Source organism: Clostridium brassicae, from assembly GCF_026738875.1.
Lineage (GTDB): Bacteria > Bacillota > Clostridia > Clostridiales > Clostridiaceae > Clostridium_H > Clostridium_H brassicae.
This window is the reverse complement of the sequence record NZ_JAPQFJ010000010.1, coordinates 15,116-32,645: the sequence shown is the minus strand read 5'-3', so window position 1 is coordinate 32,645 and position 17,530 is coordinate 15,116. Positions and strand designations below refer to the sequence as shown.

Genomic DNA, 17,530 nt, shown 5'->3' with positions numbered 1-17,530 from the left:
TCCTCCTTGTAAATTTAATTTATTATATAATATTAATTTTTTCATCAATAATCAATATTTGCAATTATTCAAATTAAATAGCTACCTATTTACTGTTATTTGGTTTAAATCCTCTAAGCCTAAGAGCATTTGTAACAACTGAAACTGAACTTAAACTCATTGCCGCAGCTCCTATCATAGGATTTAAAAGGGGTCCACCAAATATATGAAGTATACCCATAGCTACAGGTATTCCTACAGTATTATATCCAAATGCCCAAAACAAATTCTGTTTTATATTTCTTATAGTTTTATTACTTAATTCTATAGCCGTTACTACATCCATAATATCATTCTTTATAAGAACAATATCAGCAGACTCCATAGCCACATCTGTGCCTGAACCTATAGCCATTCCTACATCTGCTTGTGCAAGAGCTGGTGCATCATTTATACCATCTCCTACCATTGCAACTTTCTTGCCACTTTGTTGAAGTTTTTTAACTTGCAAGGCCTTATCTTCTGGAAGAACCTCAGCTATTACTCTGTCTATTCCTACTTGTTTTGCAATAGCTTCCGCTGTTTTTTTATTATCTCCTGTTATCATTGTTACTTCTATTCCAATGTCATGTAATTTTTTTATAGCCTTCTTGCTATTTTCCTTAACAGTATCTGCTACTGCAATTATACCTTTTATATTATCGTCCCATGATATAAACATAGGTGTTTTGCCTTCATCCGCTAGTCTAACAGCTTCCTTATCCAATTTTTCTAATAATACATTACTTTCACTCATAAGCTTTTTATTACCTAATAGAATTTTCTTTCCTTCTATTTTTACTTCTATTCCATGACCAGGTATTGCATTAAAAAATTCTACATCTTTTAAAATCAGTTCTTTATCTTTTGCAGATTGTACTATAGCTTCTCCAAGTGGGTGTTCTGAAGCCTTTTCTGCACTAGCTGCAATTATAAGTAATTCTTCCTTGCTTACTTCGGGTACAGTTAATATATCTGTTACTTTAGGATTTCCCTCTGTTATTGTACCTGTTTTGTCAAATACAATTGTTTGAATTTGATGAGCAATCTCTAAAGCTTCTCCACTCTTTATCAATACACCATATTCAGCTCCTTTTCCTGTACCAACCATTATTGCAGTTGGAGTTGCCAAGCCTAATGCACATGGGCAAGCTATTACAAGAACAGAAATAAATATTGTTAAAACAAATGTCCAACTTTCACCAGATACTCTCCACGCCAAAGATGATATTATTGCTAATATTATAACTATTGGAACAAAATATCCTGATATTATATCTGCCATTTTAGCAATTGGCGCTTTTGATCCTTGAGCATCCTCAACTAATTTGATAATTTGAGATAAAGCTGTATCTTTACCAATTTTTGTGGCTTCATATCTTATTGACCCATTTTTATTTATACTTCCTCCAAATACATTACTACCTTTTGTCTTTTCTACAGGTATACTCTCTCCTGTGAGCATTGATTCATCAATAGATGTTATACCATCTATGACCATACCATCTACAGGTATTTTTTCACCTGGCTTGACTAAAATCACATCTCCAACTTCTACATCATCTATAGAAATAACATTTTCTTTACCATCTTTAATCATAACTGCTGTCTTAGGAGCTAACCCCATAAGTTTTTTTATGGCTTCTGAAGTTTTTCCTTTAGATACACTTTCTAAATATTTACCAAAGGTTATTAATGTCAAGATGGTACCTGCTGATTCAAAATATAGTTTCATAACATACTCATTATATCCGTTTAATATCTTATAGATAGCAAATAACCCATAAATATATGCAGCACTTGAGCCTATTGCAATAAGAGAATCCATGTTAGGATTTCTTTTAATTAGTGTTTTAAATCCAACTGTATAAAATTTTCTTCCAACTATTATAACTGGTGTTACTAATATTAATTGAATTAAAGCAAAATTGAGTGGATTCATGTGAGGATCAATTATCATAGGAAGTTTTAATCCTACCATATGTCCCATAGTTATAATAAGTAAAGGAACAGTAAAAAATAAAGAAATAACCAATCTGTTTTTCATTTCTTTTAATTGTTTTTCTTTTATATCCTTATCCTTGCCTACAGTTTCTGCTTCTTCTATTGCCTTATATCCAGCCTTGTCTACAGCCTTTTTTATATCTGAAATTCCTACAACTCCAGGTTCAAACTTTATGTTTAATTTTTCAGTAGCTAAATTAACATTAGACTCAATTACTCCATCTAACTTTCTAGTAACCCTTTCAACCGCCTTTGAACATGCTGCACAAGTCATCCCTTCTATCTTTAATACCTTACTAACTTCTTCCCCTTTTGCTATATATCCTGCCTTACCAATTGCTTTTTTAATATCTTCCAAAGAAGCTTTTGTTTCATCAAATGTTATATTTAATTTCTCAGTAGCCAAATTAACATTAGCTTCACTAACTCCTTCTATTTTGTTTGATACCCTTTCAACAGCTCTAGAACACGCTGCACAAGTCATCCCTTCTATCTTTAATGTTTTTTTCATGTAATTCACCTACCTATAATATGCCCTATATTCACAACAAATAAATTTTATTTATCTAAGAAAGTTTTCTTATTTAGTTTTTTATTTGAGCTTTTATTGATGCTTTTAGAGTTATTTAATCCACAACAGTCCAATTTCTTATTACCAAAACTTTTTTGATTTTCTTTTGCTATTTTCTTTATAAAATTTTCAAACCATTTTTTCATAATATTAATCTCCTTTGTAAGGCTTGACTTTTATTTTAAGTTAAGATCATAAATTATAAAGATAAAATTATTTTGTGTACATTCTATTTTAATAATACATGTTTTATATATACATAAACACAAGGCCTATACCCCCTCCTATATGGGGGTGGTTTAAATTTATTATACATCTCTTTTATAAGCTTTGCAATATTTTCTTAATAATTTTATGTATATTCAATATTTTTCAGTTATTAGTTACCATTAAATAAATATTAACCTTACCTATATAAAAACGTCTCAATTAAGTAGAAAATAGGCTCTCAATTAAAAATTACTTTTTAATTAAGAGCCTTGTTTCTTATATTATTTATATATCATAAGATTATTCTATTATGTTAATAAATTTTTCCACAAATTCATCTGCTATTTTATATTCTTTATCATCTGGAACAAATTTAAATCTAAATCCTTCATCTATAATCTTAAATTTCATGGATTTAAGTCTTTCCATCATCATTGGAACTCCCTCACCGCTCCATCCATAAGATCCAAACGCCGCAGCAGCTTTTCCTCTATTCGGAATTAAAGATATAGAGGTAAGTAATCTCCATGCTGGTTCAACAGCATCTTGATTAATAGTTGGTGAACCTATAAGAATTCCTGATGCTTTATTTACAAGGTTTAAAGCTTTATCCAAATCCATAGAAGTTATTTCATGAACCTCTGTTTTTATTCCTTTTTCATTTATCTTCTTGCATAAATATTCTGCCATCTTCTCCGTATTATGATAAGCAGATATATAAAATATTTGTACATTTTTTTCTACAGGCTGTTCTTTTGAAAATTCTTTATATAAATCAATGACTTCTTTCACATATTTTCCTGTATGAATTAATCCATGACTTGGAGCAATAATTTCTATATCTAAATCTCGTATTTTTTCTAGTGCAACTAAAACAAACTTCTTAAATGGACCCATTATTACATCAAAATAATATTTAAATTCCTTTAAATATTCATTGCCATGAGGATCATTTAATATATCTTCTGGACAATAATGAGCTCCTGTAACATCACAAGTAAACAAAATATTTTTTTCATTAATATAAGTAAACATAGTGTCAGGCCAATGTAAATTTGGAGCGGAAATAAACTTTAGAGTATGTTCACCTAAGCTTAGCTCTCCTAAAGAAAGTGCATTTTTAAATTTAAAATCTGTATTTAATATTTCTTTTAAATAATTTATAGCTGCTTGTGATGCAACTATAACCGCCTCCGGATAAATTTCAAGCATTCTCTTTAATGCTCCACTATGATCTAATTCTGTATGCTGTACTATTATGTAATCGACTTTTCTATCACCTATTATTTCTTTAATATTACCAATTGACTCCTCTAAAAAACCATCTTTTACACTATCAATAATAGCTACTTTGTCGTCATCAATAAGATATGAGTTATATGTAGTTCCTCTTTCTGTTTTCATTATAATATCAAAAACTTCAAGCTCATAGTCTTTTACTCCTACCCAATAAACATTGTCCTTTAGTTCAATTGCGCTCATCATTATCTCCTCCATTTATTTATTTCAAATAACTCGCTATATATTTTTAGCAATATAGTTTTCATAAAATATCTTTTGTTATTTTTTGTAAATATTTATCTAAAATTTTTTAAAATAAACTTCACTTAATAAATCTATTATTTCCTTAGTATAGATTTATTATGATACTAGAAAGTTTAGTTACAAATAGGAGATATCTAACTTCTTTAATTGTTTGTATTTTCTCTAGTAAATCATATCATCATAAGGATACATTTGAATATATATTTCAAATAGTTGATTTGCATCTTCTTCAGAAGTTTTTCCATCAGATAAACTTCTATACAACATATATAATTTTGTATTCAATTCAGGATTTTTTCCTTCTGCTTCTTTCATTTTGTCATATATTATATCAACTAAGGCTTTATTTTCAATACTACAATTAGTAGCTTTACTTATAGTATGCATTACATTGTCTATTTTTACTTTTAGAGTATCTTCTGGAAAAAAATCTCTTATTTCTTTTAACTCTAATAAAATTTTTTCTATTACCTCACTATCTACGCTTATCTTCTTTCTGTCTATTTTTTCGTTTTTCAACTTAACCCCTCCTAATATAAAGTATAATTATAATCTATATTCATAATCATTAAAACATATTATTCCTTTTAATGTAATTATATCATATAAAAATTTTACTCTAAAAACATTATATCACATGAACTTGTAAAATATGAGAATATACATTATTATAATATTTAATAAATTGATCTTACTAAACATTATTCAATAAATTAAATAAAAACATTTCATACAACTCTTAAAGTATTTTTTAAATAAATAATGGGTTGTATCAAAATAAACTTTGATACAACCCATTATTACTCTAAATTTATATTTAAAACTTTTAATAATTTTATTTTACCATAAATATAACCATACTACTTATAATCATTTATAATACCCTTCATATAATCTATTTTTCTAAATAACTCTTCTTAACAAAATTAACTTGACCACTTTTTTCTAAGGCTTGAACAAGTACTCCTGAGATTGTCCCATCCACTATATGGTGAATTACTGTACCTACCCCTACCGTTAATATTACATAGCTAATTGTAAACCCTTTTACTCCCATAAATGGTATAGTTGAAATTCCCTCTAATAATCCATGTATAGGTGCTGTTATAACTACAATCTTGCCAAAGCTAATATCTTTTTTAAGTAAATACGCCCCTATAATTCCTACAAACACATGCATAAAAGCTCTTGCTGCAACGTATGGTCCAAGAGCAATTAAAAAACCAAAAGCAGATCCTACTCCCACAGCTATAGCAGCTCCTGGTCCTAAAAACATTGCCAAAAATACTGGCACATGTGATGCAATAGTTGCTGAAAATACTGGTGGTATTACTATTCTTAAAAAACCAAAATAAAGTGGTATTATAATTGCAAAAGCAGTTAGCAAAGCTGTAAATGTAAGTTTTTTCACATTTTCTCTCAAAAACGACACCTCCATATACTAATGTATATACATCAGTATACATTAATGCTTTAACATTGTAAATATTATTATAAAAAATTTTAAACAAATATGAAAAAACCTTGCAGTAATTTTAACTACTACAAGGCTTCCGTCTCATATTTATTTTATTATTTATTCTTCCAATTTGTACATCCTTTTTGACTTATCCATATAAAGTATTCCTTCTAAATGATCTGTTTCATGACATATAGCTCTAGCCATTAGCCCTTCAGCTTCAACCTGTATGTTTTCTCCTTTTTCATTCATACCTGTAGCAATAACTTTTCTAGGTCTCACTACTATTCCCTCATATCCTGGATAACTTAAACACCCTTCAGCACCTTCACTTCTACCTATCTTTTTTGTTATCTTAGGATTTAAAAGAATCAAAGGCTCACTTCCATCTCTTAGATCTATTAAAAATACTTTCTTTAAAACACCTATCTGTGGTGCCGCAAGTCCTACACCATCAACTGAATATAAAGTATCCTTTAAATCTTGAATTAATTCTAAAACTTCATCATTAATTTCTGTAACTCTTCTGCTTTTCCTTATTAAAACATCATTTCCAACCTTGACTATCTCTCTAACTGACATTTAAAGCTTCCTCCTACGAATAAAAATAATAGTATTAAGTCAATAACCTAATACTATTATATATCCTCATTTATTCTTTAGCTACCCGTTTTATCTACTATCTACTTATTATGAGAACTCTGTCTATGGCATTTTACCAAGACTCATCTCTGCTACTGATTTTTTTACAGCCTCTAAACTACTATTTAAACTACTCTCAACAGCTGCTGTAACAGCTCCTTCTACTAAAGCAGTATCAACTATTGCTATATTCTTTTGCATATCTTCAGGCAAACATTCTATTGCCATTTCTGAATTCATATATGCACTGCCTAAATCAAATAATACTACTACCCCATCTTCAGAATAAACTTCTTGTATAGCATTCATTATTTTTTCAACATCTGTTCCAAGTCTTCCATCTGAAGTTCCTCCAGCAGCAACTATTGGGACACTTTGAGCCATTTGTCCTGCAAGCTCCTTTATTCCTTCAGCTACTTTACTACTATGAGACACTATTACAATTCCTACCATATTTTATTCTCCTTTTAAGTTAATCATTTTACATTATCATAAATAGTTTTAAATATTAAATAGCTTGATGTTGCACCTGGATCTTGATGTCCTATACTTCGCTCTCCTAAATAACTTGCTCTACCCTTTGTAGCCACTATTTCTTTAGTGTGCTCAACACCATTTTCAGCTGCCTTAACAGCATTTTCTAAGGCTTCTACACTATTCATTCCCTTGTCTATTGATTCTTTCAAAGCATTTAATGCAGGTTGTATAGCATCAATCATTGTTTTTTCTTCAGCATCACTTTTTCCTCTCATTTTGATTCCATTTAAAGCTTCTTCTACCATTAATACAAAATCATTTATATCCACTTCTTCTTTTCCATTAACTTTCATTCCAGCCTTCATAAAAGCTGTCCCATATAATGGTCCTGAAGCTCCACCTACATTTGAAACTAATGCCATCCCAGCAGTTTTTAATAAATTTCCTATATTTTTTTCTTCACTACCTTCAAGCTTTTCTACTACAGCATTAAAACCTTTATTCATATTTAATCCATGATCACCATCTCCAATAGCTCCATCTAATTCACTTAAAAATAGCTTATTTTCCTCCATTACACTACTTATATTTTTTAATATCTTTATTATATCTGCTACATTCACTGCCATACTTATCATCCCTTTCATATTTCTGTTTATACATTTATCATAAAAAATCTTAATTTCTATATATTAATTAACCAAACACTTTAAATGCTGGTGTATCTGTTTTAGCATCTAATAATGTTTTTAATTCGCTATCTAATTTTAATATTGAAACTGAGAATCCTGCCATTTCAAGTGAAGTCATATATTCTCCAACAAAAGTTTTATGAACCTTTATTCCTTTTTCTTCTAAAATTTCACTAACTTTTTTATTAATAATATATAACTCCATATAAGGTGTGGATGCTAATCCATTAATCATTACGGCTACTTCTTCTCCCTCTTTAACTTTTATATCTTCTAATATTTTTGAAACTAAGTGATTAGTTATTTCGTCTGCAGTCCTTAATTCTTCTCTATGGGTTCCAGGTTCTCCATGAATCCCCATACCTATTTCCATTTCATTTTCTCCTAATGTAAAATTAGGTTTACCAGCTGCTGGTACAGTACATGGACTTATAGCCATTCCCATACTTCTAACATTAGCAATAACTTTTTCTGCTACTTTTTTTACTTCTTCAAGTGAAGCACCAGTTTCTGCTTTTGAACCTGCTATTTTATGAACAAATACAGTTCCTGCAATACCTCTTCTTCCTGTAGTATAAGTACTGTTTTCAACGGCAACATCATCATTTACAATAACAGTCTCTACATTTAACCCTTCCATTTCAGCCATATCTTTAGCCATTTCAAAATTCATAACGTCTCCACTATAATTCTTTATTACAAGTAATGTTCCTTTTCCTGAATCTACAGCTTTTATTGCTTCATACACCTGATCTGGTGTAGGTGATGTAAAAACTTCCCCTGCAACGGCCGCATCAAGCATTCCATAGCCTACATATCCACCATGTGCAGGTTCATGTCCACTTCCACCACCACTTACTAAAGCTACTTTACCTTCAACTGGCGTATTAACACGTGTAACAACATTTGCATTTTCTAATTTCTTTAAATATTCAGGGTGTGCTGAGCACATTCCTTTTAACATATCATTTAATACTTCATTTGGATTGTTAATTATTTTTTTCATATTACATTCCTCCAATTTAAAATATATTTATATAAATATTTTTATCCCATCTTCTATAAAACTTTCCAATTAAATATTTATCAGTTAAATTACTATATTAACTACTGATACATCAATACCTAGGAGCATTTTTAAAAAGATTATTCCCAATATTCTCAAAACTAATGCTATTACTTAAAACATAATGTATTTATTTACTGTATTTTATTTTTTTACAAATATATTTAGCAAGTACCATGCCATTAGTAAACATTTACATAAATACTCTTTATATCCCCTCATTTTAATGAATTCACTACTTCTTTCACTGTAGTTATTTAAATTAATACTAAAAAACCATTGGTAAAAAGTATCAAATAAAAATATCTATTTGATACTTTTTACCAACCTGTTCATTTTTCCCAATTTATAACCTTTTGTATACCATATTTTCTAGCTTTAGCTGCTACTGTTTTATGAGTAACTCCTAAAACCTTGGCAGCTGAATTATAGCTTCCAAATTGCTTTAAAGCCTTTTCAATAATTATTTTTTCGTACTCACTTAGTTTTAGTATTTCTTCATTATTTTCAATTTGACTTTTTATATCATAATTTGTATGTTTTATTTTATTTAAACCTTGCAATTTGTCATTGCTATTATCTTGCTTAATGTACATAGGGAAATCTTTGTTTTCTATATATTCATCTTCTGATAATGCAACAACTCTCTCTATTAAATTTTCAAGTTCTCTAACATTACCAGGCCATTTATACTTTATCAGTGTATCTATAGCTTCATTACTTATTCCTTTAATTTCTTTTTTCATTTCTTTACTTATTTTCTTTATGAAGTATTCTACTAAAATAGGTATATCATGTTTTCTTTCCCTTAAAGCTGGTAAAAATATAGGGATTACATTTAATCTATAATATAAATCTTCCCTAAATTCTCCCTTCTTAAGCATATCTTCAAGATTTCTATTGGTAGCAGCAATAATTCTAACATTTATTTTTATTGTTTCTTCTCCACCAACTCTTTGAAATTCTTTTTCTTGAAGTACTCTTAAAAGTTTTACCTGCATACTTTTATCTGTTTCCCCTATTTCATCTAAAAATATAGTTCCTTTATTAGCTAATTCAAATTTTCCCAATTTTCTTTTAATAGCCCCAGTAAAAGCTCCTTTTTCATGACCAAACAGTTCACTTTCCAGCAAATTAGATGGAATTGCTGCACAATTTACTCTTACAAAAGGCCCCTGTGCACAATCACTTGCAAAGTGTATCCCTTCCGCAATGAGTTCTTTTCCAGTTCCACTTTCTCCTCTTATTAGAACGGTAGAATAACTTTTAGCAGCCTTTGATGCAATAGCTAAAGCATCTCTTACATTTCCACTATTTCCTATAAATTTGCTAAAAGCTTCATCAGGTTTTTTAGTTCTTAAAAGTTCTTGTTCAAGATACTCAGCCTTTGCAGTAATCTCATTTAAATTTTTATATAATTTTTTTAGCTGTGTACGATCCTTTACTACAGAAACAACACCTCTTATTTCTCCATAAACCTTAATTGCACTTACATCTCCAGCCATTACAATACCATTTGGCTTTTTTATAATAACCCCTCTTACACTTTCACCTGATACTAACACTTGATGTCTTAGTCCCTTTGGAGAAATTTTTTCTATGTTAAGCCCTATTACTTTTTCCGGTTCTTCATGAAGTATTTTAAAATAAGCTTCATTAGCATAGGTTACATATCCATCTTTATCTAAAACACATATCCCATCTTGCACCGAATCCAATACAAGTTGTAGCCTTTCTTTTAATTCCTTTACTTCTTTTAACTCTCCCGTTAATTTTTCCATATTGGAAATATCCTGAAAAGATATAACAGCACCTTTCCTATTTTCTTCTAATAATATTGGTGTTTCATTTAAAAGTACAATAGTATTATTAATTTCTCTTCTTAAACCTATTTTTACTTTCCCACTATTGCATATTGTTCCTATTGCAGATTTAGGAATAACATCATATATATTTTTACCTATAGCTTCATTTATCTTTATATCTAATACTCTTTCAGCCATTGGATTAAAAACCGTTATTACATCATTTTCATCTAAAACTATAAGACCATTGGCCAAACTTTCAACTATTTGCTCCCATGCTATAGTATTGTTATGAATAATATTATCTACTTGGCTTATAGTACTTTCATCCGAAATACTAAAATCGCTTTGAAGAAATCTCCCCATTTTTTCTAAAGCTTCTTTCACTTCATCTCCAACTGCTTCAAGTAAAATCTCTTCATTTTGTTTAATTTTAAGTAACACTAATGGCATTAAACTCTTAGCTGGTACTTTTTTCCCACTTTTATTAATAAAAAATTGCACATTATATTTTTTCTCTAGTTCATCTACTTTATGTACTACTATAGCTGCAACTCTTGCATGAAGTCCTTTTTTATTATTTATTGTAATTTTAATACAATCCTTCAATTAAAGTTCACTCCTATGTTATATTTTATTACACAATATAAATAAAATATAACATAAAAATGCATATTAATCATACTTAAGTATAATTAATATGCATTTTATATTTATCATATTATTTTAAACCTTCTATGCCTCTGCTGCAGCGGATTTCTCCATCATATCCTTAACTTTCATTAATCTAGTCAATGCTGCTCTTTCATTTTCATCAAGCTTCATCTGAATATATTTTATCGTTTCTTGAAGCTGAGGAATTGTCATATATTCAAGAGCATTAACTCTTCTTCTTGTTTTTTCAATTTCATCAGCCATAAGCTGACAAGACTTTTCAACTTCAGCAAGTTCTAAAAGTTTGGGAAGTATTCCATAAAGCTTTTCTATAGCTCCATCAAGTTCTGCAGAAGTATTAGCAAATCCATAAGGATATATACTTCCCTCATCGTCTCCTAATTCTCTTTTAAACTCCATTTCAGGAACATTTACACTCATTATATTTTTAGTCTTTATGCCAACAGTAATATGCTCTTTTGGATAAGCAATTGCCTCTTCTAAAATTTCAGATGACATTAACGCTCTAGCCATAACAAAATCTTTAAAAGAACCGCTCAATTCTTCCTCAACACTGCTTCTAAGTTGATTATTGTATTTTACCAAATCAATAAATCTTCTCATAAGTTCATCTTGCTTATCTTTTAAAAGCTTATGTCCTCTTACTGCTGTAACCAATCTTTTCTTCAGCTTTGTGAGTTCCATTCTTGTAGGATTGACGTTAAGCCTAGCCATGGTTACTCACCTTCTTTTTCATCTAAATATTTATCTAAATATTCATCTCTAATTCTCTTAAGCTCAGTTTTTGGAAGAATCTTTAGAAGTTTCCATCCTAAGCTTAAAGTCTCTTCTATAGATCTATTTGCCTCAAAACCTTGTGCTACATATTCTTTTTCAAAAGCATCTGCAAAGTTAGCATAAGCTTTATCTACATCAGATAATGCAGATTCTCCAAGAATAACAGCTAATTCTTTTGCTTGTTTTCCTTGCGCATATGCTGAAAATAGTTGGTTCATAGTATCTGCATGATCTTCTCTAGTTTTACCTTTACCAATACCTTTATCCTTAAGTCTTGAAAGAGACGGAAGTACATCAATTGGAGGCATAACACCTTTTTTATAAAGCTCTCTTGATAATATAATCTGTCCCTCTGTTATATAACCCGTTAAGTCAGGTATTGGGTGAGTTTTATCATCTTCAGGCATTGTAAGTATAGGTATTTGTGTTATTGATCCTTCTTTTCCTTTTATTCTTCCCGCTCTTTCATATAAAGTTGAAAGGTCAGTATATAAGTATCCAGGATATCCACGTCTTCCTGGAACTTCTTTTCTTGCAGCTGAAACTTCACGAAGGGCTTCAGCATAATTTGTTATATCTGTCATTATAACAAGTACGTGCATACCTCTTTCATAAGCCAAATATTCTGCTGTAGTAAGTGCCATTCTAGGAGTTGCTATACGTTCAACAGCAGGATCTGAAGCTAGATTCATGAATAAAACTGTTCTATCTATAGCCCCAGTTCTTGTAAAATCTTCTACGAAGAACTGTGCTTCTTCAAAAGTAATACCAATAGCTGCAAACACAACAGCAAATTTAGAATCTGAGTTTAAAACTTTTGCTTGTCTTGCTATCTGAGCAGCTAATTCAGCATGTGGAAGACCTGAACCAGAAAACACAGGTAGTTTTTGTCCTCTAACCAAAGTATTAAGACCATCTATAGCTGATACTCCTGTTTGAATAAACTCTGAAGGATAGTCTCTTGCAAAAGGATTTAAGGGTTCTCCATTAATATCAAGTTTTTCATCAGGAATTATTTTTGGTCCTCCATCTTTAGGACCTCCAAGTCCATCAAAGACTCTTCCAAGCATATCTTCTGAAACTCCTATTTCAAGAGGTTTGCCAAGAAACCTAGCTTTTGTTCCCTTTAAGTTAATTCCTGAAGATCCTTCAAATATCTGAACTACAGCCTTATCTTGAGTAATTTCGAGTACTTTTCCATGTCTTATTTCACCATCCTGAAGCTCTATCTCAACAAGCTCGTCATAAGTTACTCCCTTAACTCCATCAACTATCATTAAAGGTCCAACAACCTCAGTAACTGTCTTATATTCTTTAAGCATTTGTAACACCTTCTTCCGCTATCAACTCATCCATAGCCTTAGTTAGTTCTTCTCTTATGTCATCTATTTTGCTTATTTCATCTTCTGAAATATATTTTGCTCTTGCTATTTTATCTCTTACTTCTTCCATTCCTATGATTTTATTTAGATAAACCCCTGCTTCTAACGCACGATTTGCTTCTTCTCCAAAAGCAAGTACAAGCTTTAACATTTTATATTGTTTATCTAATGATGCATATGTATCAATGTCATGGAATGCATTTTGCATCAAATAATCTTCTCTTATAGATTTAGATACTTCTAGTTTTAATCTATCTTTTTCTGAAAGAGCATCTATACCTACAAGTCTTACTATTTCTTGAAGATTTGCCTCTTCTTGAAGCAAAGTCATAGCACTAGTTCTAAGTTCAACCCAATCCTCAGAAATATTTTCATTCATCCAACTTCCGATTTTTTCAAGATAAAGAGAATAAGAATTTAACCAGTTAATTGCAGGGAAATGTCTTCTATATGCAAGTTGTGCATCAAGTCCCCAGAAAACCTTAACTATTCTTAAAGTTGATTGTGTTACTGGTTCTGATAAGTCTCCGCCTGGAGGAGATACCGCTCCTATAGCTGTTAATGCACCTTCTCTTCCATCTTCACCAAGACAAATAACTTTTCCTGCTCTTTCATAGAAATCTGCAAGTCTAGATCCTAAATATGCTGGATAACCTTCATCACCAGGCATTTCTTCAAGTCTTCCTGACATTTCTCTAAGAGCTTCTGCCCAACGTGATGTTGAGTCTGCCATTAAAGCTACAGAGTATCCCATATCTCTAAAATACTCTGCTATTGTTATACCAGTATAAATTGAAGCCTCACGAGCAGCAACTGGCATATTCGAAGTATTCGCTATAAGCACTGTTCTTTTCATAAGAGTTTCGCCTGTTTTAGGGTCTTTTAGTTCTGGGAATTCATTAAGAACGTCAGTCATTTCATTTCCACGTTCTCCGCATCCTATATAAACAACTATCTCTGCATCTCCCCATTTAGCAAGCTGATGCTGAACTACTGTTTTTCCACTTCCAAAAGGTCCTGGTACACAAGCACTTCCTCCTTTTGCTACAGGGAAAAATGTATCTATTATTCTCTGTCCTGTAACAAGAGGTGATATAGGATTTAGTTTTTCCGCATATGGCCTACCACGTCTAACAGGCCATTTTTGCATTAACGTAACATTTTTTATTCCTTTATCTGTTTCAACTTCTACAACAGTTTCCTCTACTGTATAATCTCCTTCTGCAATAGCTTTTATTTTTCCCTCTACTCCATATGGAATCATTATTTTATGATTTACTACAGTAGTTTCTTGTACTTCTCCTATAATATATCCAGCTTTAACTTCATCTCCTACTTTAACTTTAGGTACAAAGTGCCATTTCTTTTCCCTATCTAGAGGTAATACTTCAACTCCTTTAGTTAAAAAACTTCCTGCCTTCTCAGCAATAGCATCAAGAGGTCTCTGTATTCCATCAAACATTGATTCAATAAGACCGGGTCCAAGTTCTACACTAAGAGGTTCCCCTGTAGTAACAACAGGATCTCCAGGTCCAAGACCTGATGTTTCTTCGTAAACCTGAATAGAAGCCTTATCTCCTCTCATTTCTATTATTTCACCTATAAGTCGTTTATTTCCGACTTTAACAACATCATATATATTAGCTTCATCCATACCTTCGGCTACAACCAAAGGTCCAGATACTTTAATTATTCTTCCCCTCTTCAAGTTACCTACCTACCTTCCTTATAAAATATTAACTCCTACGGCCTTTTCTACATTATCTCTAATTTTCTGCATACCTATGTTCAATGTTCCTTGATTGCTTGGAATCAATATAATAGCCGGAATTATTTCTCTATTATATCTTTGTATTGTTTCTTCTATATCTTTTGCCACATGTTCAGTAACAAATATAACTGCATATTTATCCATTGCCATTCTATCAATAGTCTTTTGAGCTTCTTCTGCTTCCACAACTGGATAAACATCTATACCAATTGCCTTAAATGAAAGAACAGAATCTTTATCTCCAACAACACCTATCTTATACATAAATATCACGCAGCCTTTCTCTTATAACATCTCCGGCGATATTATTAAGTTTTCCAACCATTATAATCCTTACTATTTTTATTTCATTTTCTTTAGCGAAGATATAGGCAAGTAAAGGTTCTATTCCAAAACTAACATATTTTGAATCTTTTATAAAATCCATAATGAAATTATCACTTAATTTTTCTAACACATTCAATTTACCACTTTGAAGGTATTCATCCATTCCAGCCTTTATAATTTCATTATAGTCACTATATTGTAACCTACTTACAATATTTTCATTAGATCCATTTAGCATATCAATTAAAACTTCTTTTTCCAACTTACCGCCTTCTATTAAAACTTCCTCTAAGAATTTTCTAGATTTGTTTTGCTTTTTAACTCTAAGTAAAGTCTTCAAATTTATAAGATCCACATTCTTATTTAAAAATTCTAATAGATATGATTCCTGTAATTTTTCTGCCCTAGAAAACATATCCTTATACATGTATTTATCAAGGATTATATCTATCTGTTGAGGATCTTTAGTTTCCTCAAAGGCTGCTTCTGTTTCTTCAATAGCATCTCTCATTAAAGGAGCTAAATCCTTATTCTCATCTGTTAAAACATAATCCTTCATTTCATCAACAGGTATTGTTCCAACAGGGATTAAAAGATAGCTTAATTCTTTATTTAAAGCTTTTTCTTTTAAAAGAACTTTTATATTATGATAATCATATCTGATACTCATTATGTCTATTAAATTTTTATCAGGAGCTATTTCATACATAAATGAATAAAGTTTTTTTAATTCCTCACTTAAAATTATTTCATAATCCTCTGGTCTTTTAATATTATTCATCAATGTACCATACTCTGTTTCTTGAAGTATCTTGAAAGTTTCTTCTGCAGAATTACCTTCTATCATTCTTTCTATTTTAGCTCTGTCAAGGAGTCTATTCTCTATAGACCTTATTCTCGGTACAGCTCTCACATATTCCATATTACTCATTAAGTAATCCTCCTTTAGCTAAACAAAGCACCCATAACTTCGGCCTCAAGCTCATCTCTAGAAGACATAATTAAAGTATCAAAGGTACTATTGATTTCAATACCTCCTTTAGATAAAATATATCCTCCTTCTATGTCTCTTTTTTCCGAGCTTAACTTTAACTCTCCTCTTTTACCCTTAACTATCAAGGCTTTATTTAGTTCGCTTATAAAATCAGGAGTTACTGCATCATTATCTTTTCCAACTATTATATCTTCATCTCCGTCTATATCCATTGATAAAATACTATTCTTTATAAACTTCAAGTGATCTTCTTTAGAAATTTTCTTTAACTCTTCTAACGCCTTTTCAAATACGCTATTTAACATTTCTCCCTTAACTTGAAGTTTCATATTTCTTACTTGAAGCTGAGCATTAGATATAATTCTTTCTCCTCTAGATTTCGCTTCTGATTGAGCTTTTGAAATAATTATCTCTTTTTCTTTTTCAGCTTCAAATATTTTCTTCTCGATTAGTTTTTTTTCTTTATTCCTAGCTTCTTCTATTAAATTTTTTGCAGCGTTATTAGCATCTTCTATTATTTTAGATGTCAAATTATTTATATTAGACATTCCTATTCACATCCTAACCTTTTTTATTTTATGTTAAAGATCATTAATAGTGATGCAACGAATGCTAACAATGCATATGTTTCAACCATTACAGCAAATAATACACCTTTCATAACATGCTCTGGTTTTTTTGCAAGAATTGTCATTCCTGATGCTGCAGTTTTAGCTTGAGATATTGCTGATTTCCAACCTGCAAATGCTATTGGAAGTGCTGCTAAGAAATAATAAAATCCTTTTCCAAGATCTGGTGCAGATCCACCTATCATTCCTATTCTTGTTAAAATAAGAATTGCTGTAACGAATCCATATAAACCTTGAGTACCTGGTAATAATTGAAGAATAAGTGCTTTACCGAATTTATCTGGATCTTCTGTAACAACTCCTGTAGCTGCTTCACCAACTATTCCTATACCTTTTGCTGAACCTATTCCTGGTAAAAAAGTTGCAAGTCCTGCTCCTAATAAAGCAAATAGCAACCCCCCATTTTGTACCATAAAATCCATAAAAGTTTTCATTTTAATTCCTCCCATTTCTTATTAGTTATTGTTAGAATAATGTTTATTTTTT

At 30.7% G+C, this 17,530-nt stretch carries 17 protein-coding genes; all 17 read right to left on the bottom strand.

Annotation, left to right across the window (positions count from 1 at the left end):
- Window positions 1-85 precede the first annotated feature (85 nt).
- On the bottom strand, window positions 86-2,533 hold the full coding sequence (locus OW729_RS10570) for a heavy metal translocating P-type ATPase (protein WP_268061473.1): 2,448 nt from the start codon (window positions 2,531-2,533) through the stop codon (window positions 86-88).
- Window positions 2,534-2,580: 47 nt separating this feature from the next.
- Window positions 2,581-2,739 (bottom strand): LDCC motif putative metal-binding protein, encoded by a 159-nt coding sequence (locus OW729_RS10565; protein ID WP_268061472.1) that lies wholly within the window; start codon window positions 2,737-2,739, stop codon window positions 2,581-2,583.
- A gap of 364 nt (window positions 2,740-3,103) precedes the next feature.
- On the bottom strand, window positions 3,104-4,285 hold the full coding sequence (locus tag OW729_RS10560) for an FprA family A-type flavoprotein (protein WP_268061471.1): 1,182 nt from the start codon (window positions 4,283-4,285) through the stop codon (window positions 3,104-3,106).
- A gap of 225 nt (window positions 4,286-4,510) precedes the next feature.
- A complete protein-coding gene (locus OW729_RS10555; RefSeq protein ID WP_268061470.1) occupies window positions 4,511-4,867 on the bottom strand; it encodes a hypothetical protein in 357 nt (118 codons plus the stop codon).
- A 376-nt stretch (window positions 4,868-5,243) separates the two neighbouring features.
- Window positions 5,244-5,771, bottom strand: coding sequence for an ECF transporter S component (locus OW729_RS10550; protein ID WP_268061469.1), 528 nt, complete (start codon window positions 5,769-5,771; stop codon window positions 5,244-5,246).
- A 153-nt stretch (window positions 5,772-5,924) separates the two neighbouring features.
- Window positions 5,925-6,389: a peptide deformylase gene (def, locus tag OW729_RS10545; protein WP_268061468.1), complete on the bottom strand. Its 465-nt coding sequence runs from the start codon at window positions 6,387-6,389 to the stop codon at window positions 5,925-5,927.
- Between the two features lie 123 nt (window positions 6,390-6,512).
- A complete protein-coding gene (gene dhaM / locus OW729_RS10540; RefSeq protein ID WP_268061467.1) occupies window positions 6,513-6,902 on the bottom strand; it encodes a dihydroxyacetone kinase phosphoryl donor subunit DhaM in 390 nt (129 codons plus the stop codon).
- Between the two features lie 23 nt (window positions 6,903-6,925).
- Entirely contained in the window at window positions 6,926-7,555 is a 630-nt protein-coding gene (gene dhaL, locus OW729_RS10535) for a dihydroxyacetone kinase subunit DhaL (RefSeq protein WP_268061466.1), read from the bottom strand.
- Between the two features lie 67 nt (window positions 7,556-7,622).
- On the bottom strand, window positions 7,623-8,624 hold the full coding sequence (gene dhaK, locus OW729_RS10530) for a dihydroxyacetone kinase subunit DhaK (protein WP_268061465.1): 1,002 nt from the start codon (window positions 8,622-8,624) through the stop codon (window positions 7,623-7,625).
- 392 nt (window positions 8,625-9,016) lie between these two features.
- A complete protein-coding gene (locus OW729_RS10525; RefSeq protein ID WP_268061464.1) occupies window positions 9,017-11,098 on the bottom strand; it encodes an HPr family phosphocarrier protein in 2,082 nt (693 codons plus the stop codon).
- A gap of 126 nt (window positions 11,099-11,224) precedes the next feature.
- Window positions 11,225-11,878 (bottom strand): V-type ATP synthase subunit D, encoded by a 654-nt coding sequence (locus OW729_RS10520; protein WP_268061463.1) that lies wholly within the window; start codon window positions 11,876-11,878, stop codon window positions 11,225-11,227.
- Between the two features lie 2 nt (window positions 11,879-11,880).
- Window positions 11,881-13,263 (bottom strand): V-type ATP synthase subunit B, encoded by a 1,383-nt coding sequence (locus OW729_RS10515; RefSeq protein ID WP_268061462.1) that lies wholly within the window; start codon window positions 13,261-13,263, stop codon window positions 11,881-11,883.
- Window positions 13,256-15,031, bottom strand: coding sequence for a V-type ATP synthase subunit A (locus tag OW729_RS10510; protein ID WP_268061461.1), 1,776 nt, complete (start codon window positions 15,029-15,031; stop codon window positions 13,256-13,258). Before OW729_RS10510 ends, OW729_RS10515 begins: the two co-directional genes overlap by 8 nt.
- Before the next feature lie 18 nt (window positions 15,032-15,049).
- Window positions 15,050-15,358, bottom strand: a complete 309-nt coding sequence (locus OW729_RS10505) for a V-type ATP synthase subunit F (protein WP_268061460.1) — start codon at window positions 15,356-15,358, stop codon at window positions 15,050-15,052.
- Window positions 15,351-16,352 carry a V-type ATP synthase subunit C gene (locus OW729_RS10500; protein ID WP_268061459.1) on the bottom strand — a complete coding sequence of 334 codons (1,002 nt, stop codon included), beginning with the start codon at window positions 16,350-16,352 and terminating at the stop codon, window positions 15,351-15,353. The genes OW729_RS10505 and OW729_RS10500 overlap by 8 nt, the downstream gene beginning before the upstream one ends.
- 14 nt (window positions 16,353-16,366) lie before the next feature.
- Window positions 16,367-16,963: a V-type ATP synthase subunit E gene (locus OW729_RS10495; protein WP_268061458.1), complete on the bottom strand. Its 597-nt coding sequence runs from the start codon at window positions 16,961-16,963 to the stop codon at window positions 16,367-16,369.
- Between the two features lie 23 nt (window positions 16,964-16,986).
- Complete coding sequence (locus OW729_RS10490; RefSeq protein WP_268061457.1) at window positions 16,987-17,478, bottom strand: V-type ATP synthase subunit K; 492 nt, start codon at window positions 17,476-17,478, stop codon at window positions 16,987-16,989.
- Window positions 17,479-17,530: the final 52 nt, after the last annotated feature.